We start from the raw sequence: 18,553 nt of genomic DNA, 5'->3' as shown, positions 1-18,553 counted from the left end.
GGGGTAGCATGTTCTTTGCGAGGAAGAAATGCCGTATGGATGCTACACATCCGTGTGAGGTGGAGGTTTCCTCTCGGTTGGGTTATTTGGATCTTCGCCAGCTATCCGTGCGGCGATGCTTTCTGAAAAGATCTCTCAGGTCCAGCCCTGCAATTCGCGGCGCACGACCTTTTCCAGCACCTTCATGCCGTCCTCGCCGTCGTTGAGGCAGGGGATATGCGCGAACTTCTCTCCACCGTTCTCATGGAAAGAATGGGCAGCCTGCTCGGCGATCTCCTCGAGCGTCTCCAGACAGTCGGAGACGAAGCCCGGATTGATGACGGCGATGCGCTTGACGCCGTCCTTGGCGAGCTTCTCCACCGTCTTGTCGGTATAGGGCTGCAGCCATTCCTCCGGCCCGAAGCGGGACTGAAAGGTGACCATGAAGTTTTCCTCGGTCAATCCGAGCCGCTCGCGCAGCAGCCGGCCGGTCTTCTGGCATTGACAGTAATAGGGATCACCCTGCTTGAAATAGGACATGGGGATGCCGTGGAAGGAGGCGAGCAGCATCTCGGGCTTCCAGTCGAGCGTCGAAAGATGTCTTTCGACGGAACTGGCGAGTGCCTCGATATAGGTCTCGTCGTCGTGATAGTCGGGCACGGTGCGCAGCGCCGGCTGCCAGCGCATAGAGAGCAGCTTCTGGAAGGCCTTGTCGTTGACGGTGGCGGTCGTTGCCGCCGCATATTGCGGATAAAGCGGGAAGAGCACGATACGGTCGCATCCCTCTTGCTTCAGCGCGTCGATGCGCGAAGCGATCGACGGCGTACCATAGCGCATCGCCCAGTCGACTTTGACGCTATCAAGATCCTTCAGGCGCTCGGCCATCAGCTCCGACTGGTTGCGGGTGTAGGTGCGGAGATAACTTTCGTTCTTCTCCTTATTCCAGATCAGCTCATAGGCCTTGCCGACCTTCTGCGGGCGGGTGTTGAGCACGATGCCGAACAGGATCGGGTACCACTTCCAGGGCGACCATTCGATGACGCGGCGATCGGTCAGAAATTCCCTGAGATAGCGGCGCATCGACGTGTAATCGGTGCCATCGGGCGTGCCGAGATTGACCAGCAGGACACCGACCTTGCCTGATTTTACGGCCGGATGGTCCGCCGGGCGGAGTGAAATATCTGCTGTCATTCTGGCCCCAACGCTTTTTTTGTCTCGTCAGCTCATACGCAGCCTGGAGATCGTGGTTCACCCTATAGAAAGAAAAGCCGGCCCGGGAAACCCCGGACCGGCCAGTGGCATCGGGACAAATCGTCTTACTTGGCGGGAACCTCGATCTCCTTGCCAACCGTCAGGTGACGTGGGTTCGGCTTGCCGTTGGCATCCGACAGCTTCCGCCACAACGTGCCGTCGCCATAGAAGGTTACGGCGAGATCCCAGAATGTGTCGCCGGCGGCAATGACGTGGGTGGACGGCGTCGTTGCGGCAGGTGCGGAGGCTGCCGGCGCCGGTGCGGGTTCCGCAGCGGGCGCGGGGGCTGCTGGTGCCGGAGCGGCAGGTGCCGGTGCAGCGGGTGCGGGAGCCGGCTCTGTGGATGGAGCAGGAGCAGCCGGTGCAGCAGGCGCCGGTTCGGAAGCGGAGGGGGCCGGCGCTGCCTGCGCCAGTTCCGCGATGCGGCCATCCGTGTATGGCTTATAGGGCGAATGCGCGGCGACGTATGCCGCAGTCACATCGGCAAGATCCGGGCCGAAATCATAGGCGTTCTGGCCCTCCTTGAAGATCGAATAGCCGTCGCCGCCGGCCCGCATGAAGTTGTTGGTGGCGAGTTTGTAGGTCTTGGCCGAATCGATCGGCGCGAAATTGGCGCCGTCCTTCACCTGAACATCGCTGACACGGCTGCCCGCGGGCTTCGACGGGTCGAAGGAGAATTTCAGGCCGGCGACCTGCGGAAAGCGGCCGGCGCTCTGGTCGATCTGGCTGACGCCGTTTTCGAGCGCCTTGACGACGTCTGCGCCGGTCAATTCAAAAGTGGCGAGCGTGTTCTGGAAAGGCAGGACGGTGATGACCTCGCCCTGGGTGACCTCGCCGCCGTCGATCGACGCGCGCAGGCCGCCGCCGTTCTGGACGGCGATGGTGACGCCCTGGTTCTTCGTACGGTCGAGCATGGCGTCAGCCACCAGATTGCCCATCGAGCATTCCTTGACGCGGCAGACCTTGCGATCGCCCTCGATCGGGCTTTCGGAGGAGCCGATGACCTTGTTGCGCAGTTCCTCGATCGGCTTTGCCAGTTCGGCGATGCGGGTAATGACAGCCGGATCGGGCGTGAAGGTGGAATCGATCAGGATTGGATCGCCCTTGGCATCCTTGACGACGCCGTTGTCGTCGAAATTGACGACGAGATCGCCGAGATACTTGCTGTAGGAAGCGGCCTGGACGACCGGCACCTTGTAGCCGCCGGGATTGTCGACCATCGTCGGATAGGGGCCTTCGGCCTTCGGATCGGTGTTGGAGAGCAGGCTATGGGAGTGGCCGCCGACGACGACATCGACGTCCGGAATCTTGGCGATCAGGGCGAGATCGCGGGGATAACCGACATGGGTCAGCGCGATGATCTTGTTGACGCCCTGGCCCTTCAGATCCTGGACGGCTGACGTAATGGCCTGGACGTCATCTGATATCGTGACGTTCGGACCGGGGGAGGACAGCTCGGGGGTATCATTGGTGACGGCGCCGACGATGCCGATCTTCTGGCCGCCGACATCAAGCACCAGCGAGGGCTTGATGCGGTCGCCGAGCTTAGAGGCAGCCGTCGCCTTGACGTTCGCCGTCACGACGGGGAACTGCACCTTGTCGAGGAAGGTCGCAAGCCCGTCCTCGCTGTCGTCGAATTCATGATTGCCGACGGTCATGGCGTCGAACTTCATCAGGTTGAGGAATTCGGCTTCGGCCGCTCCCTTGTAGGTCGTGTAGAACAGCGAGCCCTGGAAATTGTCGCCGGCGTTCAGGAGGACGACGTTCTTGCCGGATAGCGCCTGACGGCGCTGGTCGATCGCGGTCTTCAGGCGGGCAGCACCCCCGAAGCATTCCTTCTTGCCTTCCTCCTCGGCCGAGCAGGTGGAGTCGAATTTGTTGATCGATTCGATGCGCGAATGGAAATCGTTGATATGAAGAATATTAAGTTCGTAATCCGCAAAGGCGGCGCCCGCGCTCAGCGCCAGCATGGACGCGGTCAAAAGACCGAAGCTGAAAGACTTCGTCATCCCTGTTCTCCTGATTGAGGCGAAAGATTCCCCTGATCCCTCGCCGTTCCCTTTCATTGTGCGCCGGGGCGATTGCCCGGCCTTCGGATTGTTCCATCAGACGATGTGCAACCGCAAGAGAAAGCTGGGCCAGGCAGGGCGCTTTCCAAGGGGACAGGGCAAAAAAGCCGGGCTGCTTATCCCTGGCATTCGCCATCGGCCGCGTTTCGGTAGAGTTCGTGTACGGCCTCGGCAATATTCGGAACTGTCGCCAGCGCGATGACCAAACAGAAAAGGGCAAAGAGGCGATGAAAGCGCCGGCCGGTCCGGTAGACAAGGAATGCGCCCGCACCATAAATCAGGATTGCCGGTACGGCGAAGATCAACACCTGCAGCGGCCCGTCGCAATCGGGAGCGGCAATGCCCTGGGCACGATAGACATTGGCCGGCAAAATAACGGCAAGTGCCGCAAGCGGCATTGCAAGCAGCAGAACGAGGTAAAAGGCGAAGGCCCGCATGGTGTGCCTAGCCTATCGCCTCATCTTTCAGCCGCGGCGGGAAAGCGTGAACTGTGCGCCGGAATCGGAGGTGCAGTTCAACTGGCTCGGATTGACGAGAGCGCAATTGACCTTGGACTGGGTCTTGCGCACCAGCGAGGTCATGTTGATCTCCACCAGGGTCGGCGAAGTGTTGATATAGGTGCCTGAGGCGAGAAGCTGGTTGCTATCGGTGGTGCGGGTGGTGAAAGTGCCGCCCTGGAAGGTGGAAACGATGCCGTTCGGATCGCTCCAATTGCCTTCGACGCCGGTGGCGACGGGTGCGGTTGCAACCGGCAGGCGACGCGGCTCCGATGAAACACAGGCGGCAAGAGCGGCGGCTGCGCCGACAAGAACGAGACCAGTTCTGATTTTCATAAGGCTTCTCCCGGCGAATCGGCGCGGCGGACACCCGCCAAGTTCGGGCAAAACATGGCGCGCGCCCGGCTTGAAGGCAAGCCTTGGAGGGGCAGCGGCCAGCATTTAGACAGCAGGCGTTACAAAAATGCCCGCCTTGCGGCGGGCATTGTCAAAGCCGAGGAACTGATCTCAGCGAACCAGAATGTTCCGGAACTGCCACGGATCCTTGGTGTCGATATCTTCCGGGAAGAGGCCCGGACGGCCGTCGAGGGGTGTCCAGTCGGTGTAATGACCTTCGACCGGGCCGAGATAGGGCATCTGCACTTCGAGGCAGCGCTTGTAGTCGATCTCGTCGGCTTCGACGATGCCGGCTGTCGGGTTTTCCAGCGCCCAGACCATGCCGGCGAGAACGGCTGATGTGACCTGCAGGCCGGTGGCGTTCTGGTAGGGCGCGATGCGGCGGGTTTCTTCCAGCGACAGCCGCGAGCCGTACCAGTAGGCGTTCTTCTCATGACCGTAGAGCAGGACGCCGAGTTCGTCGATGCCGTCCTCCAGCTCGTCCTCGTCGAGAACGTGATGGACCGGCTGCGGGGTGCCGCCATTGCCGAACATCTCATGCAGCGAGAGCACGGCGTCGTTGGCCGGGTGGTAGGCATAGTGGCAGGTCGGGCGGAAGGTCACTTCGCCGTCCTTGTCGCGCACGGTGAAATAGTCGGCGATCGAGATCGACTCATTGTGGGTGACGAGGAAGCCATATTGCGGGCCGGGCGTCGGGCACCAGGTCCGCACGCGGGTGTTGGCGCCCGGCTGCTCCAGGTAGATCGCCGCCTTGTTGCCCTTCTTGTGCTTCTTGGCATTCTTCGGCATCCACTCTTCATGGGTGCCCCAGCCGAGTTCGGCCGGCTGCATGCCTTCGGAGATGAAGCCTTCGACGGACCAGGTGTTCCAGAAGACGTTGAGCGGCTTCGGATGCTTGGTGCGCTGGGTATCACGCTCGGCGATGTGGACGCCCTTGACGCCGAGTTTCTTCATCAGTTTTGCCCAGCCTTCGCGGTCGTGCTGGTCCGGCTCGTCGAATTTCAGGCCGGTGTCGTTGGCGAGGTTGACGAGCGCCTGCTTGACGAACCAGGAGACCATGCCCGGATTGGCGCCGCAGGTGGAGACCGCGGTGGCGCCGCCCGGGTTCTTCGCCTTTTCCTTGCGCACGGTTTCGCGCAGCGCATAGTTGGTGCGGTCGGCATTGCTCATACCCTTGTCGAAATAGAAGCCGAGCCAGGGTTCGACGACGGTATCGACGTAGAGCACGTCATGCTTGCGGCAGAGCTTGATGAGGTCGAGCGAGGAGGTGTCGACCGAGAGGTTGACGCAGAAACCCTGGCCTTCGCCTTCCGTCAGCAGCGGCTTCAGCAGTTCCTTGTAATTCTCCTTGGTGACATATTCCTTGATATGGCGAACGCCATGCTTCTTCAGGATCTCCATGTCGGAGGGCTCTTCGCGCGGGTCGATGACGACCATCCGGCTCTTGTCGAATTTGAAATGGCGCTCGATCAGGGGCAGGGTGCCGCGGCCGATGGAGCCAAAGCCGATCATCACGATCGGACCGGTAATTTCGGCATATACCGGATAGTTCTGTTCCGTCATTCTTTTCTCCTGTGGAAGGCGACGAAGGCGTTCAGCCCGAAGAATTATTTGAAATTGCCGCAGAGAGTGCGAGGTGACCGGCTCTAATCACAAAACGACGTCACAATAAAGAGCGTTGACGGGGAAAGGCCAAATATCGGTCGGGCGATGGAGGCCGGCGCGACTATCCACGATCGGTTCGCGTAGATTCAGCGCTTCAGGATTTCCAGCCCTTCGACCACCGTCGTTACGGCAAGCTCGGTGATTTCGTATTCGGCGATGCCGTGGATGGTGAAGGGATCGGCGGCGACATAGGCCTCGATCGCGGCCCGCTCGCCGATCGCCAGGATGACGCCGCCGGTGCGCGGCACCTTGCGGCCGGAGGCGAGGAACCAGCCCTTCGCATAACCCCCCTTCACCCAGGCCATATGCGGCTCCATCTGCCCGTCGGCTTCATCGTTGCACTTGAGATAGGTGAGGGAGAGAATGAACATGGTCAGTGCCTCAGAAGGTTTGCGCGGATCAGGCCACGCAGCGAGTTGCCGATATAAAGCGTGCCGGCATCGAGATCGGCAAGCGTGAGGCGGCCGACGCGGGCCTTGCGCTGGCAGATGAGTTCGGTGCGCAGCACGCCGGCGAGCAGGCCGCAGGAGATGGGCGGGGTGCGCAGAATGCCGCTCCCGTCGTCGAGGAAGATCGAGGTGATGGTGCCCTCGCAGACTTCGTCGTGCTCGTTCAACAGGATGACTTCATCGGCCTCATCAGGCCCATATTCGGCGCGGGCTCTCTCGTAGACGGCACGGCGCGTGGTCTTGACCCGCAGCAGCCTGTCGGCGGAATCCAGACGGGTCTCGGCGAGGCGGACGATCCAGGTGGTATCGGGCGCCAGTGGCACGAAAGCGGCGCTCGTCACCTCGATGCGGCCTTGCGCGTCGAAGGTCAGGCGGATGCGCAGCGGACCGGTAGCGCCTGCAACGGCTTGGTCGAGCTTGGCCGCCGCGTCGACCGGTTGCGGGAAGCCGAGGCGACGGGCGGAGCGGGAAAGCCGGGCGAGATGCAGCCGCAGCCGGATGAAGCCCTCGCCCGGCTGCCAGCGCAGCGTCTCGATCAACGAAAAATCGATCATCGTGCAATCCATTGATCGCCGACAGCGAAGCGGGCCTTGAGCAGGCATTCCTCATATTCGGCCTCGGCGGTCGAATCGAAGACGATGCCGCCGCCGACATTGAAGACGGCCCTGCCGCCCTCAAAAAGCGTGATGGTGCGGATGGCGACGGAAAAACGCATGGCGCCGGCGGGCGAGATCATGCCGATTGCGCCGCAATAGGCGTCGCGCGGGGCATCCTCGAGCGCATGGAGAATTTCCATTGCCCGCATCTTCGGCGCGCCGGTGATCGAGCCGCAGGGAAAAAGCGCGGAAAAGATGTCGCGGATCGAAAGATCGGGGCGGAGCCTTGCCTGCACATGGCTCACCATCTGGTGGACGGTCGGATAAGTCTCGATGTCGAAAAGCTTCGGGACGTCGAGCGTGCCGACTTCGGTGATGCGGGAGATATCGTTGCGCAGGAGATCGACGATCATGCGGTTTTCCGCCTGCGTCTTGATATCGCGGCGCATGGCCTCGATGATTTCGGCATCCTCGGCGGCGGTGGCGCCGCGTTTCGCCGTACCCTTCATCGGATGGGTCTCGATCCAGCCCTGTTCGTCGGTGCGGAAGAAAAGCTCGGGCGATCGCGAGAGGATGACCGGACCGCCGAGATCAACCAGCGCGCCGTATTTGACCGGCTGGCGTTCGATCAACGACCAGAAGGCGGCACGGGGATCGCCGTTCCAGCGGGCTTCGACCGGCATGGTAAGGTTCGCCTGATAGGCGTCGCCGAGCCGCAGATGTTGGTGGAGTCGGTCGAAGCGCTCTTTATATATATCGAAATCCCAGGCAGCTTTCGGAGCAGTGAGGAATTCCTCGTTTTCGAGACGCTGTTTGGGCTGGGCAAGCGGATGCGCATCCGGCTGCGGCGCATCGAAGACGCCGAAGCAAAGCAGCGGTGTTTCGCGGTGTTCCCCAGCGAAGGGGGCGAGTTTCTCCTCAAAGAAGTATCCGACCTCGTAGGCCATATAGCCGGCAAGCCATTTGCCCTCGGCCTTGGCCTGCTCCATCCGGGCAAGGCCCGCAAATAACTCGACGCGTGTGCTGGCAACGATGATCTCGGCCGGTTCGGCGAAAAGCATCACCTGCCCGGTCGTGTCGTCGCGGAAGAGGATGTAGGGTTGGTCAGCCACGCGCCGCTTTCAATTTGTTCTGCTCCTCATTGCTCAAAATCCAATGGGAGCGTGAGGCATTTTTCCGCTTCTCCCCACGGGGGAGAAGATGCCCAAAGGGCAGATGAGGGGGCGTAGCGGAGCGACGTCCTGAGCACATGCGAAGGAGAGGTTCAGCCGTGTCGCCCCCCATCCGCCTGCCGGCACCTTCTCCCCGAGGGGAGACGAGACCCGTTGCTGCCCTTCCGCCTTTGGAGAAGAGATCTCAGCCTCTATCCAACGCTTCCAACTCGTCGATCAGCCCTTCGATCATCGATAGGCCCTGGCTCCAGAACGACGGATCGGTGGCGTCGAGGCCGAAAGGCTTCAGCAATTCCGAGTGATGCTTGGTGCCGCCGGCCCTCAGCAGTTCGAAATACTTCTCCTGGAAGCCCTTCTCGGCCTTCTGGTAGACGGCATAGAGCGAATTCACCAGGCAATCGCCAAAGGCATAGGCGTAGACATAGAAGGGCGAGTGGATGAAGTGGGGGATATAGGCCCAGTAGGTCTCGTAACCCTCCGAAATGTTGATCGCCGGCCCGAGGCTTTCCGACTGGACGGAGAGCCAGAGTTCGCCGATGTCGTCGGCTGTCAGTTCGCCTGATTTGCGGGCGGTGTGGAGCTTGCGCTCGAATTCGTAGAAGGCGATCTGGCGCACGACCGTGTTGATCATGTCCTCGACCTTCTGGGCGAGCATCGCCTTGCGCTCGCGCGTGTCGGTGGTCTTTTGCAGAAGCGCGCGGAAGGTCAGCATCTCGCCGAAGACGGACGCGGTTTCGGCAAGCGTCAGCGGCGTCTGGCACATCAGCGCCCCTTGCGCACCGGCGAGAACCTGGTGCACGCCGTGCCCGAGTTCATGGGCAAGCGTCATTACGTCGCGCGGCTTGCCCATATAATTGACGAGCACATAGGGATGGGCCGAGGGAACCGTCGGATGGGCGAAGGCGCCTGGCGCCTTGCCGGGACGGACCGGGGCGTCGATCCATTGTTCGTCGAAGAAGCGCTTGGCGATGGCAGCCATCTCCGGGGCGAAATTGCTGTAGGCCGAAAGCACCGTGTCCTTTGCCTCCGGCCAGGAGATGATGGCGCTGGAGGTTTCCGGCAGCGGCGCGTTGCGATCCCAGAAATTCATCTGCTCCATGCCGAGCCATTTCGCCTTCATCTTGTAATAGCGATGCGAAAGGCGGGGATAGGCTTCACGGACGGCCGCGGCCAGCGCATCGACGACCTCGCGCTCCACCCGGTTTGCCAGGTGGCGACTGTCGGCGATGTCTTCGAAGCCGCGCCAGCGATCGGCGATCTCCTTGTCCTTGGCAAGCGTGTTGGTGATCAGCGTGAAAGTGCGGATATTCGCCTTGAAGGTTTCGGCGAGCGCCATGGCCGCTTTGCGGCGGGCTTCAGGGTCCTTTTCCTGCAGCCTGTTCAGCGCCACTTCGAGCGGTACTTTCTCGCCATCGATGTCGTAGCGAAGCTCCGCCATGGTTTCGTCGAAGAGGCGGTTGAAGGCGGCGGCCGATGTCATCGACTTCTCGAGGAAGAGCTGTTCCAGCCTGTCGTCGAGCTGGTAGGGCTTGTCCTTCCTGAGATCGAGCAGCCAAGGGCGATAGTGTCCGGCGGCGGGATCATTCGCCATGCAGGCGTCGACCACCGCGTCGTCGATGCGGTTCAGCTCCAACGCGAAAAACAGGAGGTGGCCGGAAAATTCGGTGATCTTGGCCTGCACATCGCCGTAGAGCTTGCCGTTTGCCGGGTTGGTGGTGTCGGAGAAATAGGTGAGGCCGGCAAAGGAGCCGAGGCGGCCGATGATATCGTCAAGCGCCTCATATTCCTTCAGCGCCGCGCCGATGCCCTCGGCACCGGTCTTCGTCGCGGCCTCAGCGAGTTTGCCCTTCCATTTTTCTTCAAAGGCGATTGCCGCCTTGCCGGCCTTTTCCATGTCGGCGACGAAAGCGGTCGACGTGGCGGAAGGGTAGAGATCCTGCAGCTTCCAGACCGGCAGATCGCCAAGCGCCGGATCGGCGGCCCCAGCTGGCGCTGCTGCCGACAATAGAAGGCTGGCGTGCGGGAGCTTGATTTTCATGGGTGCAATTCCTCTCCACTTTCATAACAGGTCTGATTGTCTAGCGCATCGGCCCGAAAATCGGAATCGATTTTCGGAAAGCACGATGCGCAGGTTCAAAGTGTTACAGCGTGCTTTGCGCGTCTGAAAAGACGCGCAGCGCTGTAAGCGTGAGAAGCCCCCGCATCAAGGGACTTTCGGCGCATGAAAGGCGTCGCTTCGGCACGAAAATGACCCGTTCCAATCGTTAAAATGCAATTGTTTCTCAAAACTGGATGTTCAAGCCTTTCTGTCAGAGTGCGCTTTATGGTTTCGCATGAAGTGAGGCGACAATGACCGGTTACAATGAGCTCAAGGGAGCAGGGCAAATCCTCGTGGTCGAGGACGACCCGGTGCAGCGCCGCCTGCTCAAGAACGCAATCGAGCGTCACGGCCATGTCGTGCACCAGGCGGAGAACGGCCGTATCGGCCTGGAAATGGTCAAACGCGACGGCGGCCTTTTCAACGTCATCGTGCTCGACCTGATGATGCCGGAGATGACCGGCCTCGAATTCCTCGACGCGCTTCACGAGTTCGGCACGCAGATCCCGGTCATCGTGCAGACGGGTCAGGGCGGCATCGAAACGGTGGTGCAGGCGATGCGCGCCGGCGCCTTCGATTTCGTCGTCAAGCCGGTCTCGCCCGAACGCATCGCCACGTCGATCTCGAACGCGATGAAACTCGACCAGCGCGAGGTGAAGGCGCGGGCCGGACGCCGGTCGCGCTCAGGCTCGGTCGGCTTCGACGACATCGTATCGGCAAGCCCGGCGATGATCCGCGTCATCGATCTCGCCCAGCGGGCGGCCCAATCCAACATTCCCGTCGTGCTCGAAGGCGAATCCGGCGTCGGCAAGGAACTGGTGGCGCGCGCCATCCAGTCCGGCGGCGACCGCTCGAACAAGCCCTTCGTCACCGTCAATTGCGGGGCGATCCCGCATAATCTCGTCGAGAGCATTCTCTTCGGTCACGAGAAGGGCGCGTTTACCGGCGCGACCGAACGCCATATCGGCAAATTCATGGAAGCCGACGGCGGCACCATTTTCCTCGACGAGATCGGCGACCTGCCGCTCGAAGTCCAGGTGAAGCTCCTGCGCGCCGTGCAGCAGGGCGAGATCGAGACCGTCGGTGCGCGCACCGCGCATAAGGTCAATGTCCGACTGATCTCGGCGACCAACAAGGATCTGATCGAGGAGGTCAAGAACGGCCATTTCCGCGAGGATCTCTACTATCGCCTCAATGTCTTCCCGATCACCATTCCGGCGCTGCGCAAACGCAAGGAAGATATTCCGAATCTGGTGCGTGTCTTTGCCGATCGCTTCTCCAGCGAACAGAAGAGCGGCCGCCGCATGACGGTGAACTCAGGCGCGCTGGCGCTGCTGACCGCCTATGACTGGCCGGGCAATATCCGCCAGCTCGAAAACGCGATCTTCCGCGCGGTCGTTCTGGCCGAAGGGCCGGAGCTGACCGAGGCGGACTTCCCGCAGATCGCTGCCCAGCTTCCGGAATACGAGGTGGTGGATCACCTGGCGCTGGTTGCCGACAATACCGGCCTCGATCCCGACGATAGCTATGGTGAGGAGTTCCGGGCGTCGATATCGGGGGAGGTGCACCACCACCGCCTGTCCGAAGCCTCGGAAAACGCGATCGCCAGCGTCAATCCCGCCGGAGATGTGCGCAAGCTTGCCGATGTCGAGGAAGAACTCATCCGATTCGCACTCAAATTCTATCGCGGGCAGATGAGTCAAGTGGCACGGAAGCTCGGCATTGGCCGATCCACACTTTATCGCAAGCTCAAGGATTACGGTATCGATCCCGATAATCCCCAGAAAGATGCGGCTTAAGCGCTTTTTGTTAAGACTAAGGCAACCACGATTTGTTACCGGTCATAAACCACTTGTTAGTGGCTCGTTCACTATGTAAAGAAAAGGTTGATCATGTGTGGCATTTTTGCCATCGTGTGACCGCATTTGACAGTCATCTGAGACAGGACGGGACATTGTCTGTCTGACGGGGATCGAGTTGCCGAATCTGAATGGGAATTCTAAGCCTTCGCGCTTGAGCTGGCGTTCGTTGGGCGCCAACATTTGCGGAAAGGCAATAAGGACGGTAGCGGCCGCCCTTCTTGCGCTTGCGGTTTCCTCACCGGTATTCGTTGGTACACCTTCGCAGGCAGCGGGCGACACCCGCAGCCTGAAGCTCTATTTCATTCATACCGGCGAAAAAGCCGTCATCACCTACAAGCGCAACGGCAAGTTCGACCCCAAGGGTCTGGAGCAGCTGAACCGCTTCCTGCGCGACTGGCGCAAGAACCAGCCGACGAAGATGGACCCGCGCCTGTTCGACCTGATCTGGGAAGTCTATCGCCAGAGCGGTTCGAGGGACTATATCAACGTCGTCTGCGGTTTCCGTTCGCCGGGAACCAACGAGATGCTGCGCGGCCGCTCGCGCAATTCCGGGGTCGCCGAAAAGAGCCAGCATATGCTCGGCAAGGCGATGGATTTCTTCATTCCCGACGTCAAGCTGGCGACGCTGCGCGCCATCGGCATGAAGATGCAGGTCGGTGGCGTTGGTTTCTATCCGAAGTCGGGCTCGCCCTTCGTGCACATGGATGTCGGTGGTGTTCGCGCCTGGCCGCGCATGAGCCGCGACGAGCTGGTCCGGCTCTTCCCCAACGGCAATACCATTCATATTCCGGCTGACGGCAAGCCGCTACCGGGCTACCAGCAGGCGATGGCCGACTATAAGCGCCGCGCCAGCGGCACGCAGATAGAGATCGCCAGCGCTTCCGAATCGGCGCCAAAACATAAGACGCTGTTTGCCGCGCTGTTTGGCGGCGGAGCGGACGAGCAGGAAGACGAGTCGGATGATTCGACGCCTGTTGCCGTCGCCAAGGCGACGCCGCCGAAGGCGGAGCCCGCCCCGGCTGAGCCCGCGCCGGTCGAGCCGCAGCAGACCGAAGTCGCCGATCTGAACGCGCCCGTGCCGCAGGTTCGCCCCGCATTCAGCGGTCAGCCGGCCGGCAGCGAAGTGGCGAGCGCGCTCGTCGCACCGCCTTCGGGTAATGCCGCACAGCAGGCTCTTGCGGCGGCCCTTCCGGCCGACCAGGCGCCGCCGCAGCAATTCGCCGATCTCAGCGCCTACAGCATTCCGGTTCCCTCGCTTCTCGGCCCGCGCCGCGCGCCCGGCGACGCCGAGGTCGCGTCCGTCGATCCTAGCGTGCTGACGGGTGCGAACGGATTGCCGGTTCCGACGCCGATCGAACGCCCCTCCGTTGCCGAGAACCTGCTTGCCGCCGCCGATGCCGATCCGGAAGCAGATGCCGACGAAGCCGATCAGGACGCGCTGTCTCCTGCCGTCGCCGATGCGCTCGAGCAGCAGCGGAATGAGGGTGAAAGCGAGATCGCGTCGAAGGGGCCGGTCACGGTGGAGCAGGCGATCAACGCCGCGATGACGCAAAAGCCGGCTGCAAAGCCGCCGCTCGAGCTTGCAGCTTTGGCGCCGATGACCAAGTCGGCAAGCTTCGGCGATGGTTTCGACGAGCCGGCCGCCGAAAGCGCCGTGGCACAGGGCCTTCCCACCAAGGGTGGTCGCCCGACGCAGAAGGAAGCCGCAGCAGCGGATGCCAGCCGCACGACGGTGCGCACCGAGCCGAAGCTGACGGAAAAGATGATTTCGCAGTGGGCGCTTACCAACGCTCGGCTCGAAATGGCTTCCAAGCAGGTCAAGGCGCCGCGTTTCGTCAGCCAGACGATGCGCGCCCAGCCGACCGCCGTCTACGCCGAGGGCTTCAATATCAAGACCGCCTCGGTCGACCCGGCCCGCTTCAGCGGCACGGCTGTGAACTTCATGGAAGTGCGCAAGTTCAACACGAATTGAGCCGGCCAATCACGGAAATATCGAAAAACCGCCGGAGCGATCCGGCGGTTTTTCTTTTGGCTGCTTCGATCGGGCAAGATGGCCGTTTGGCCAAGCGGATTCTACGCAAAAGAAAAGCCGCCGGGCGAAGGCCCGGCGGCTTGGTCGACATCAGTATGCCGGCGGATCAGCCTTCCGGCGGCGCCTCGATCATCCCGAGCGCGTGCAGATAGGTGTCGAGGATTGCTTCCTCTTCCATGCGCTCCTGCTCGTCCTTCTTGCGCAGCGCCACGACCTTCTTCAGGATCTTGGTGTCGAAGCCCATTCCCTTGGCTTCGCCATAGACGTCCTTGATATCGTCGGCGATGGTCTTCTTTTCTTCTTCCAGCCGTTCAATGCGCTCGATGAAAGCGCGAAGCTGATCGCGGGCGACGCCATGAGCATCAGACATCGTGTTCTCCTGATTTTCCGGTGATTAATTTTGGATGCACGTGACTGCCGCGAAGCGGCGTCACGGTCAAGCCTGTTCGGGGCAAGCCGGGCTATTTGTGTGGGTTGTTCAGTTCAAAAGCAGCCTTTTGCACAGGCGAGGCCTCGTTCTGGTGAAGATTCTTCCAGTCCTCATAGGGCATGCCATAGACCATCTCGCGCGATTCGTCCCTGGTAACGGCGACACCTTCGGCCTCGGCGGCTTCGCGATACCAGTTCGACAGGCAGTTGCGGCAGAAGCCGGCCAGATTCATCAGATCGATGTTCTGAACGTCGCTGCGTTCACGAAGATGTGCGACGAGGCGGCGGAAGGCGGCGGCCTCGAATTCGGTCTGCTGTTCCTTGCTGAGCGTGGTCATTTCGCTCTCCTTCGTTCAATAGGGGCCGGCTTTCAATAGGGACCGGTGCGTGAGAGGTGGACGTCGTATTCGTGCAAGGCGGGATCGGCATTCATCGCCGCAAAGATCGGCGCCAGGCGTCCGGCCCATGCCGATATGCCGGCGTCGTCTCCCATCAGATCCTGGCGCACCTCGAGCAGCGCGTGCGGAATGCCCGTAATCATGCAGTGGCGGTACATGGTATCGCCCTTCAGCGCCCCGTCATAGGGTTCGTTGTCACCGACCACGAGATCGGGATCGGCGCGCAGCATGTCAAGCAGCGGGCCGACGGCGCGATGATCGCTGTCCCAGAGTACGGCGGCGTGCCAGGGGCGGGGAGTACCTTTCCAGGCCGGGGTGAAGGAGTGCAGCGACAGCACCAGCGGAGCCCGGCCGGTGGCATTCGCCACGCTGTCGATCGTTGCGGCCACGGCATCGTGATAGGGGCGATGGAAGGTTTTGATGCGGTGGTCCCACTCTTCCTGGGTGATCGGATGGTTGCCGGATATGACGGCGCCGTCTGATATTTTCATGATCAGCGTCGGATCGTCCTCGCCGCGGTTCGGGTCGATCAGCAGGCGCGAGAAGCCGCCGAGCACGGCGGGCACGCCGAGTCTTGCCGAAAGCTGCCGCGTCAGGCCCTCGATGCCGATGTCATAGGCGATGTGGCGGGCAAAAGCCGCGTCGGGCAGTCCGAGCCGGCCATATCGCGCGGGGAGGCGGTTCATCGCGTGATCTGCGAGGATCACCATGCCTTTGTCATGTTTGCCGGATAGGATTTCGAAGGATTGGAAGTCGTCCATCAGGGAATTGCCGTTCGTCATTGCGCCGTCGGGCGCAGTGATCGCATGCACCTGCGGCGGGTTCAAGCGCGGCAGGTGGGGAGAGGTCGAGCCGCACCCTCGACAGGCGGTATATGAAAGGAAATATAATCGATTAGCATTGCGTTGACTTTCGCTTGACGGCGGCGCAAGAAGACACGGATACGAATAACCGTGGAGCTATTTGGGAGCCGTGTTGATCCAAGCCGCGCCAAGTTTCCTCACGCGGTCCGGGCCGCTGGTCCGTCTCGCTCTGTTCGCTCTTGCAGCTGCCATGCCGTTTTTTATCGCAGATGCCGCACGCGCCGATTTTCGCGTCTGCAACGGAACACAGAATCTCGTCGGCGTCGCCATCGGATACCGGGCCAAGGATGGCTGGGTGACGGAGGGCTGGTGGCAGGTGCCGGCAACGACCTGCGCTACGTTGATCGAGGGAGAATTGCAGTCGCGCTATTATTACCTCTACGCAGAGGACGCCGCCCGGGGGGGACGATGGACGGGTGACGTGCAGATGTGCGTGGCGGAAAACGAATTCAAGATCACGGGTGTGCAGGATTGTTATGCCCGCGGTTACCAGAAAATGGGATTCAAGGAATATGATACGGGCCGCCAGGGTAGCTGGATGGTTCAGCTCTCCGACACCCCAGGGACGCAAGAAAGCCAGAATTGATGAAGCGCAATCGCAAAATTAAAATCCTCGCCACCCTCGGGCCAGCCTCCTCCGAGGAATCGATGATCGAGAAGCTGCACCAGGCCGGTGCGGATGTCTTCCGCATCAATATGAGCCATGCGAGCCACGACCTGATGCGTACGCTCATCCAGCGCATCCGCTCGGTCGAGGCGCGCTCCGGCCGGCCGATCGGCATTCTCGCCGACCTGCAGGGGCCGAAACTGCGCGTCGGCAAGTTCGTCGACAGCAAGGTGGACCTGAAGCCCGGCCAGACCTTCACGCTCGACAACAACGAAGCGCTTGGCGATCAGAACCGCGTCTATCTGCCGCATCCGGAGATCCTGGAATCGGTGCAGCCCGGCCACCGCCTGCTGATCGACGACGGCAAGCTCGCTCTGCGCGCAGAAAAATGCGACGGCAAGAGCATCGTCACGACAGTTATTTCGGGCACGCGCATTTCCGACCGCAAGGGCGTCAGCCTTCCCGACACGCTGCTCGGCGTCGGCGCATTGACGGATAAGGACCGCGCCGACCTCGACGCCGTGCTCGCCACCGACGATGTCGACTGGGTGGCACTGTCCTTCGTCCAGCGTCCGGACGACCTTGCCGAAGTGCGCAAGATCGCCCGCGGCCGTGTCGGCCTGATGTCGAAGATCGAGAAGCCGCAAGCTCTCGAACGCATCGAGGAAATCATCGAGCTTTCCGACGCGTTGATGGTCGCCCGCGGCGATCTCGGCGTCGAAATGCCGCTCGAATCGGTTCCCGGCATCCAGAAGCAGTTGATCCGCGCCTGCCGCCGTTCGGGCAAGCCGGTGGTCGTCGCCACCCAGATGCTGGAATCGATGATCTCGGCGCCGGTGCCGACGCGCGCTGAAGTTTCCGACGTCGCGACCGCCGTCTTCGAAGGTGCGGATGCCGTCATGCTTTCGGCCGAATCGGCCTCGGGCGACTACCCCGTCGAAGCCGTTTCGACGATGGCGTCGATTGCCACCGCCATCGAGCGCGAGCCGCATTATCCCGGCATCATCTATGCTCAGCGAGCCCAGCCGGAAGCGACCGGCGCCGACGCGATCTCGCTTGCCGCCCGCCAAATCGCCGAGACGCTGAAACTGTCGGCAATCGTCTGCTACACCTCGTCGGGCACCACAGGCCTTCGCGCTTCGCGCGAGCGTCCGCAGGTGCCGATCCTGGCGCTGTCGCCGATCATCAAGACGGCGCGCCGCCTCGCCATCGTCTGGGGCCTGCATTGCGTCGTCACCCATGATGCGACCGATCTCGACGACATGGTCAATCGTGCCTGCCGCATCGTCGCCGACGAAGGTTTCGGCAAGCCGGGCGATCGCATCATCATCTCGGCCGGCGTGCCGCTCGGCACGCCCGGCGCCACCAATATGATCCGCATTGCCTATATCGGCTCCGACGGCCAGAGCGGCGTCTGATCCGATCGTGTCCCTTCGAAAGCCCGCTGCCTCAAGAGGCGGCGGGCTTTTTCGTTGAAGGGCCGGCATTGCCAAGGTTGGCGACACGTGCAAATTTCGAACCTAGCGCTATGCTCCAGGTTCGGAGAGATCATCATGGATATCGTCACGCTTCTGGCTTTTGCAGCTGTTTCCTTCGTCGGCATCGCGACGCCGGGGCCGACGGTGCTGCTGGCATTGACCAACGGTTCCCGGCACGGCCTGCGCCGGGCGATTGCCGGCATGATCGGCGCGGTGCTGTCCGATTTCGTGCTGATCGGCGCCGTCGCGATCGGGCTCGGCGCCCTGCTGGCGGCATCGGAATTCTGGTTCTCGATGCTGAAATGGGCGGGTGCTGCCTATCTCACCTTTCTCGGCATCATGCTGCTGCGCTCGAAGGGCACGATCGACGCGGCGTTGAAGTCCGGGGCGCCTGCGGGTGCGACATCGCCCTTTTCGATCGGACTGAAAAGCTTCATGGTCGCGGCGACCAATCCGAAGGGCTATCTGTTCTTCTCGGCCTTCCTGCCGCAGTTCATCGATCCGGCCCTGCCGCAGGCAACGCAATATGCGCTGCTTGCGCTGATCTTTGCCGCGCTCGATTTCCTCATCATGTTCGGTTACGCCTTCTTCGGCTCGCAAGCGGTGCGTTTCCTGAAAACCTCAGGCGCCATGTGGCTGGAGCGAGCCTGTGGTGGTGCGCTGCTGGCGCTTGCCGGTTCGCTGGCCTTCTACCGCCGGGCAACTGTCTGAG

17 protein-coding genes are annotated in these 18,553 nt (G+C 61.7%); 5 read left to right on the top strand and 12 right to left on the bottom strand.

Annotated features, from left to right (window positions below; all coding sequences use genetic code 11):
• Positions 1-135: 135 nt before the first annotated feature.
• The 9 genes from hemH to NE851_RS29540 all read right to left on the bottom strand — a co-directional run bounded on the left by hemH (position 136) and on the right by NE851_RS29540 (position 10,112).
• Positions 136-1,170 carry a ferrochelatase gene (gene hemH, locus NE851_RS29580; protein ID WP_028758602.1) on the bottom strand — a complete coding sequence of 345 codons (1,035 nt, stop codon included), beginning with the start codon at positions 1,168-1,170 and terminating at the stop codon, positions 136-138.
• Positions 1,171-1,295: 125 nt separating this feature from the next.
• Positions 1,296-3,239, bottom strand: coding sequence for a bifunctional metallophosphatase/5'-nucleotidase (locus NE851_RS29575; protein WP_097543091.1), 1,944 nt, complete (start codon positions 3,237-3,239; stop codon positions 1,296-1,298).
• A gap of 176 nt (positions 3,240-3,415) precedes the next feature.
• Positions 3,416-3,736 (bottom strand): hypothetical protein, encoded by a 321-nt coding sequence (locus NE851_RS29570; protein WP_028756666.1) that lies wholly within the window; start codon positions 3,734-3,736, stop codon positions 3,416-3,418.
• A 27-nt stretch (positions 3,737-3,763) separates the two neighbouring features.
• The gene (gene omp10 / locus NE851_RS29565) at positions 3,764-4,132 is read right to left on the bottom strand and encodes an outer membrane lipoprotein Omp10 (protein WP_028756665.1); all 369 of its coding nucleotides are present in this window, start codon (positions 4,130-4,132) and stop codon (positions 3,764-3,766) included.
• A gap of 171 nt (positions 4,133-4,303) precedes the next feature.
• On the bottom strand, positions 4,304-5,755 hold the full coding sequence (locus tag NE851_RS29560) for a homospermidine synthase (protein WP_028758600.1): 1,452 nt from the start codon (positions 5,753-5,755) through the stop codon (positions 4,304-4,306).
• Positions 5,756-5,943: 188 nt separating this feature from the next.
• The gene (locus NE851_RS29555; RefSeq protein ID WP_127430749.1) at positions 5,944-6,228 is read right to left on the bottom strand and encodes a YciI family protein; all 285 of its coding nucleotides are present in this window, start codon (positions 6,226-6,228) and stop codon (positions 5,944-5,946) included.
• A 2-nt stretch (positions 6,229-6,230) separates the two neighbouring features.
• Positions 6,231-6,860, bottom strand: coding sequence for an aminotransferase class IV family protein (locus NE851_RS29550; protein WP_097543093.1), 630 nt, complete (start codon positions 6,858-6,860; stop codon positions 6,231-6,233).
• The gene (locus tag NE851_RS29545; protein WP_210304823.1) at positions 6,857-7,963 is read right to left on the bottom strand and encodes an aminodeoxychorismate synthase component I; all 1,107 of its coding nucleotides are present in this window, start codon (positions 7,961-7,963) and stop codon (positions 6,857-6,859) included. The genes NE851_RS29550 and NE851_RS29545 overlap by 4 nt, the downstream gene beginning before the upstream one ends.
• Positions 7,964-8,258: 295 nt before the next feature.
• Positions 8,259-10,112: a M3 family oligoendopeptidase gene (locus NE851_RS29540; protein WP_097543095.1), complete on the bottom strand. Its 1,854-nt coding sequence runs from the start codon at positions 10,110-10,112 to the stop codon at positions 8,259-8,261.
• Between the two features lie 311 nt (positions 10,113-10,423).
• Here NE851_RS29540 and NE851_RS29535 point away from each other — a divergent pair, with 311 nt between their 5' ends.
• Both NE851_RS29535 and NE851_RS29530 read left to right on the top strand, forming a co-directional pair.
• On the top strand, positions 10,424-11,971 hold the full coding sequence (locus NE851_RS29535) for a sigma-54-dependent transcriptional regulator (protein ID WP_028755997.1): 1,548 nt from the start codon (positions 10,424-10,426) through the stop codon (positions 11,969-11,971).
• Between the two features lie 178 nt (positions 11,972-12,149).
• On the top strand, positions 12,150-14,006 hold the full coding sequence (locus NE851_RS29530) for a peptidoglycan L,D-endopeptidase MepK (RefSeq protein ID WP_028755996.1): 1,857 nt from the start codon (positions 12,150-12,152) through the stop codon (positions 14,004-14,006).
• Between the two features lie 166 nt (positions 14,007-14,172).
• Here the strand turns inward: NE851_RS29530 and NE851_RS29525 are convergent, their stop codons facing one another.
• The 3 genes from NE851_RS29525 to NE851_RS29515 all read right to left on the bottom strand — a co-directional run bounded on the left by NE851_RS29525 (position 14,173) and on the right by NE851_RS29515 (position 15,654).
• The gene (locus NE851_RS29525) at positions 14,173-14,436 is read right to left on the bottom strand and encodes a DUF2312 domain-containing protein (RefSeq protein WP_008533181.1); all 264 of its coding nucleotides are present in this window, start codon (positions 14,434-14,436) and stop codon (positions 14,173-14,175) included.
• Between the two features lie 91 nt (positions 14,437-14,527).
• Positions 14,528-14,833, bottom strand: a complete 306-nt coding sequence (locus tag NE851_RS29520; protein ID WP_028755995.1) for a DUF1244 domain-containing protein — start codon at positions 14,831-14,833, stop codon at positions 14,528-14,530.
• Positions 14,834-14,865: 32 nt separating this feature from the next.
• Entirely contained in the window at positions 14,866-15,654 is a 789-nt protein-coding gene (locus tag NE851_RS29515; RefSeq protein WP_254962462.1) for an N-formylglutamate amidohydrolase, read from the bottom strand.
• A 202-nt stretch (positions 15,655-15,856) separates the two neighbouring features.
• Here NE851_RS29515 and NE851_RS29510 point away from each other — a divergent pair, with 202 nt between their 5' ends.
• The 3 genes from NE851_RS29510 to NE851_RS29500 all read left to right on the top strand — a co-directional run bounded on the left by NE851_RS29510 (position 15,857) and on the right by NE851_RS29500 (position 18,552).
• The gene (locus NE851_RS29510) at positions 15,857-16,342 is read left to right on the top strand and encodes a DUF1036 domain-containing protein (protein WP_017967841.1); all 486 of its coding nucleotides are present in this window, start codon (positions 15,857-15,859) and stop codon (positions 16,340-16,342) included.
• The gene (gene pyk / locus NE851_RS29505; RefSeq protein ID WP_028755993.1) at positions 16,342-17,781 is read left to right on the top strand and encodes a pyruvate kinase; all 1,440 of its coding nucleotides are present in this window, start codon (positions 16,342-16,344) and stop codon (positions 17,779-17,781) included. The genes NE851_RS29510 and pyk overlap by 1 nt, the downstream gene beginning before the upstream one ends.
• A gap of 135 nt (positions 17,782-17,916) precedes the next feature.
• A complete protein-coding gene (locus NE851_RS29500) occupies positions 17,917-18,552 on the top strand; it encodes a LysE family translocator (RefSeq protein WP_028757194.1) in 636 nt (211 codons plus the stop codon).
• Position 18,553 lies beyond the last annotated feature (1 nt).

The organism is Rhizobium anhuiense bv. trifolii (assembly GCF_024346605.1).
Classification (GTDB): Bacteria; Pseudomonadota; Alphaproteobacteria; order Rhizobiales; family Rhizobiaceae; genus Rhizobium; species Rhizobium anhuiense.
Note: the sequence above shows the minus strand (reverse complement) of the source record. Positions and strands in the feature narration are given on the sequence as shown.

Excerpts from the sequence above, each read along its gene's own strand:
- hemH (WP_028758602.1), bottom strand. The coding sequence starts at position 1,170 with ATGACAGCAGATATTTCACTCCGCCCGGCGGACCATCCGGCCGTAAAA.
- NE851_RS29575 (WP_097543091.1), bottom strand. The coding sequence starts at position 3,239 with ATGACGAAGTCTTTCAGCTTCGGTCTTTTGACCGCGTCCATGCTGGCG.
- NE851_RS29570 (WP_028756666.1), bottom strand. The coding sequence starts at position 3,736 with ATGCGGGCCTTCGCCTTTTACCTCGTTCTGCTGCTTGCAATGCCGCTT.
- omp10 (WP_028756665.1), bottom strand. The coding sequence starts at position 4,132 with ATGAAAATCAGAACTGGTCTCGTTCTTGTCGGCGCAGCCGCCGCTCTT.
- NE851_RS29560 (WP_028758600.1), bottom strand. The coding sequence starts at position 5,755 with ATGACGGAACAGAACTATCCGGTATATGCCGAAATTACCGGTCCGATC.
- NE851_RS29555 (WP_127430749.1), bottom strand. The coding sequence starts at position 6,228 with ATGTTCATTCTCTCCCTCACCTATCTCAAGTGCAACGATGAAGCCGAC.
- NE851_RS29550 (WP_097543093.1), bottom strand. The coding sequence starts at position 6,860 with ATGATCGATTTTTCGTTGATCGAGACGCTGCGCTGGCAGCCGGGCGAG.
- NE851_RS29545 (WP_210304823.1), bottom strand. The coding sequence starts at position 7,963 with ATGCTTTTCGCCGAACCGGCCGAGATCATCGTTGCCAGCACACGCGTC.
- NE851_RS29540 (WP_097543095.1), bottom strand. The coding sequence starts at position 10,112 with ATGAAAATCAAGCTCCCGCACGCCAGCCTTCTATTGTCGGCAGCAGCG.
- NE851_RS29535 (WP_028755997.1), top strand. The coding sequence starts at position 10,424 with ATGACCGGTTACAATGAGCTCAAGGGAGCAGGGCAAATCCTCGTGGTC.
- NE851_RS29525 (WP_008533181.1), bottom strand. The coding sequence starts at position 14,436 with ATGTCTGATGCTCATGGCGTCGCCCGCGATCAGCTTCGCGCTTTCATC.
- NE851_RS29520 (WP_028755995.1), bottom strand. The coding sequence starts at position 14,833 with ATGACCACGCTCAGCAAGGAACAGCAGACCGAATTCGAGGCCGCCGCC.
- NE851_RS29515 (WP_254962462.1), bottom strand. The coding sequence starts at position 15,654 with ATGGACGACTTCCAATCCTTCGAAATCCTATCCGGCAAACATGACAAA.
- pyk (WP_028755993.1), top strand. The coding sequence starts at position 16,342 with ATGAAGCGCAATCGCAAAATTAAAATCCTCGCCACCCTCGGGCCAGCC.
- NE851_RS29500 (WP_028757194.1), top strand. The coding sequence starts at position 17,917 with ATGGATATCGTCACGCTTCTGGCTTTTGCAGCTGTTTCCTTCGTCGGC.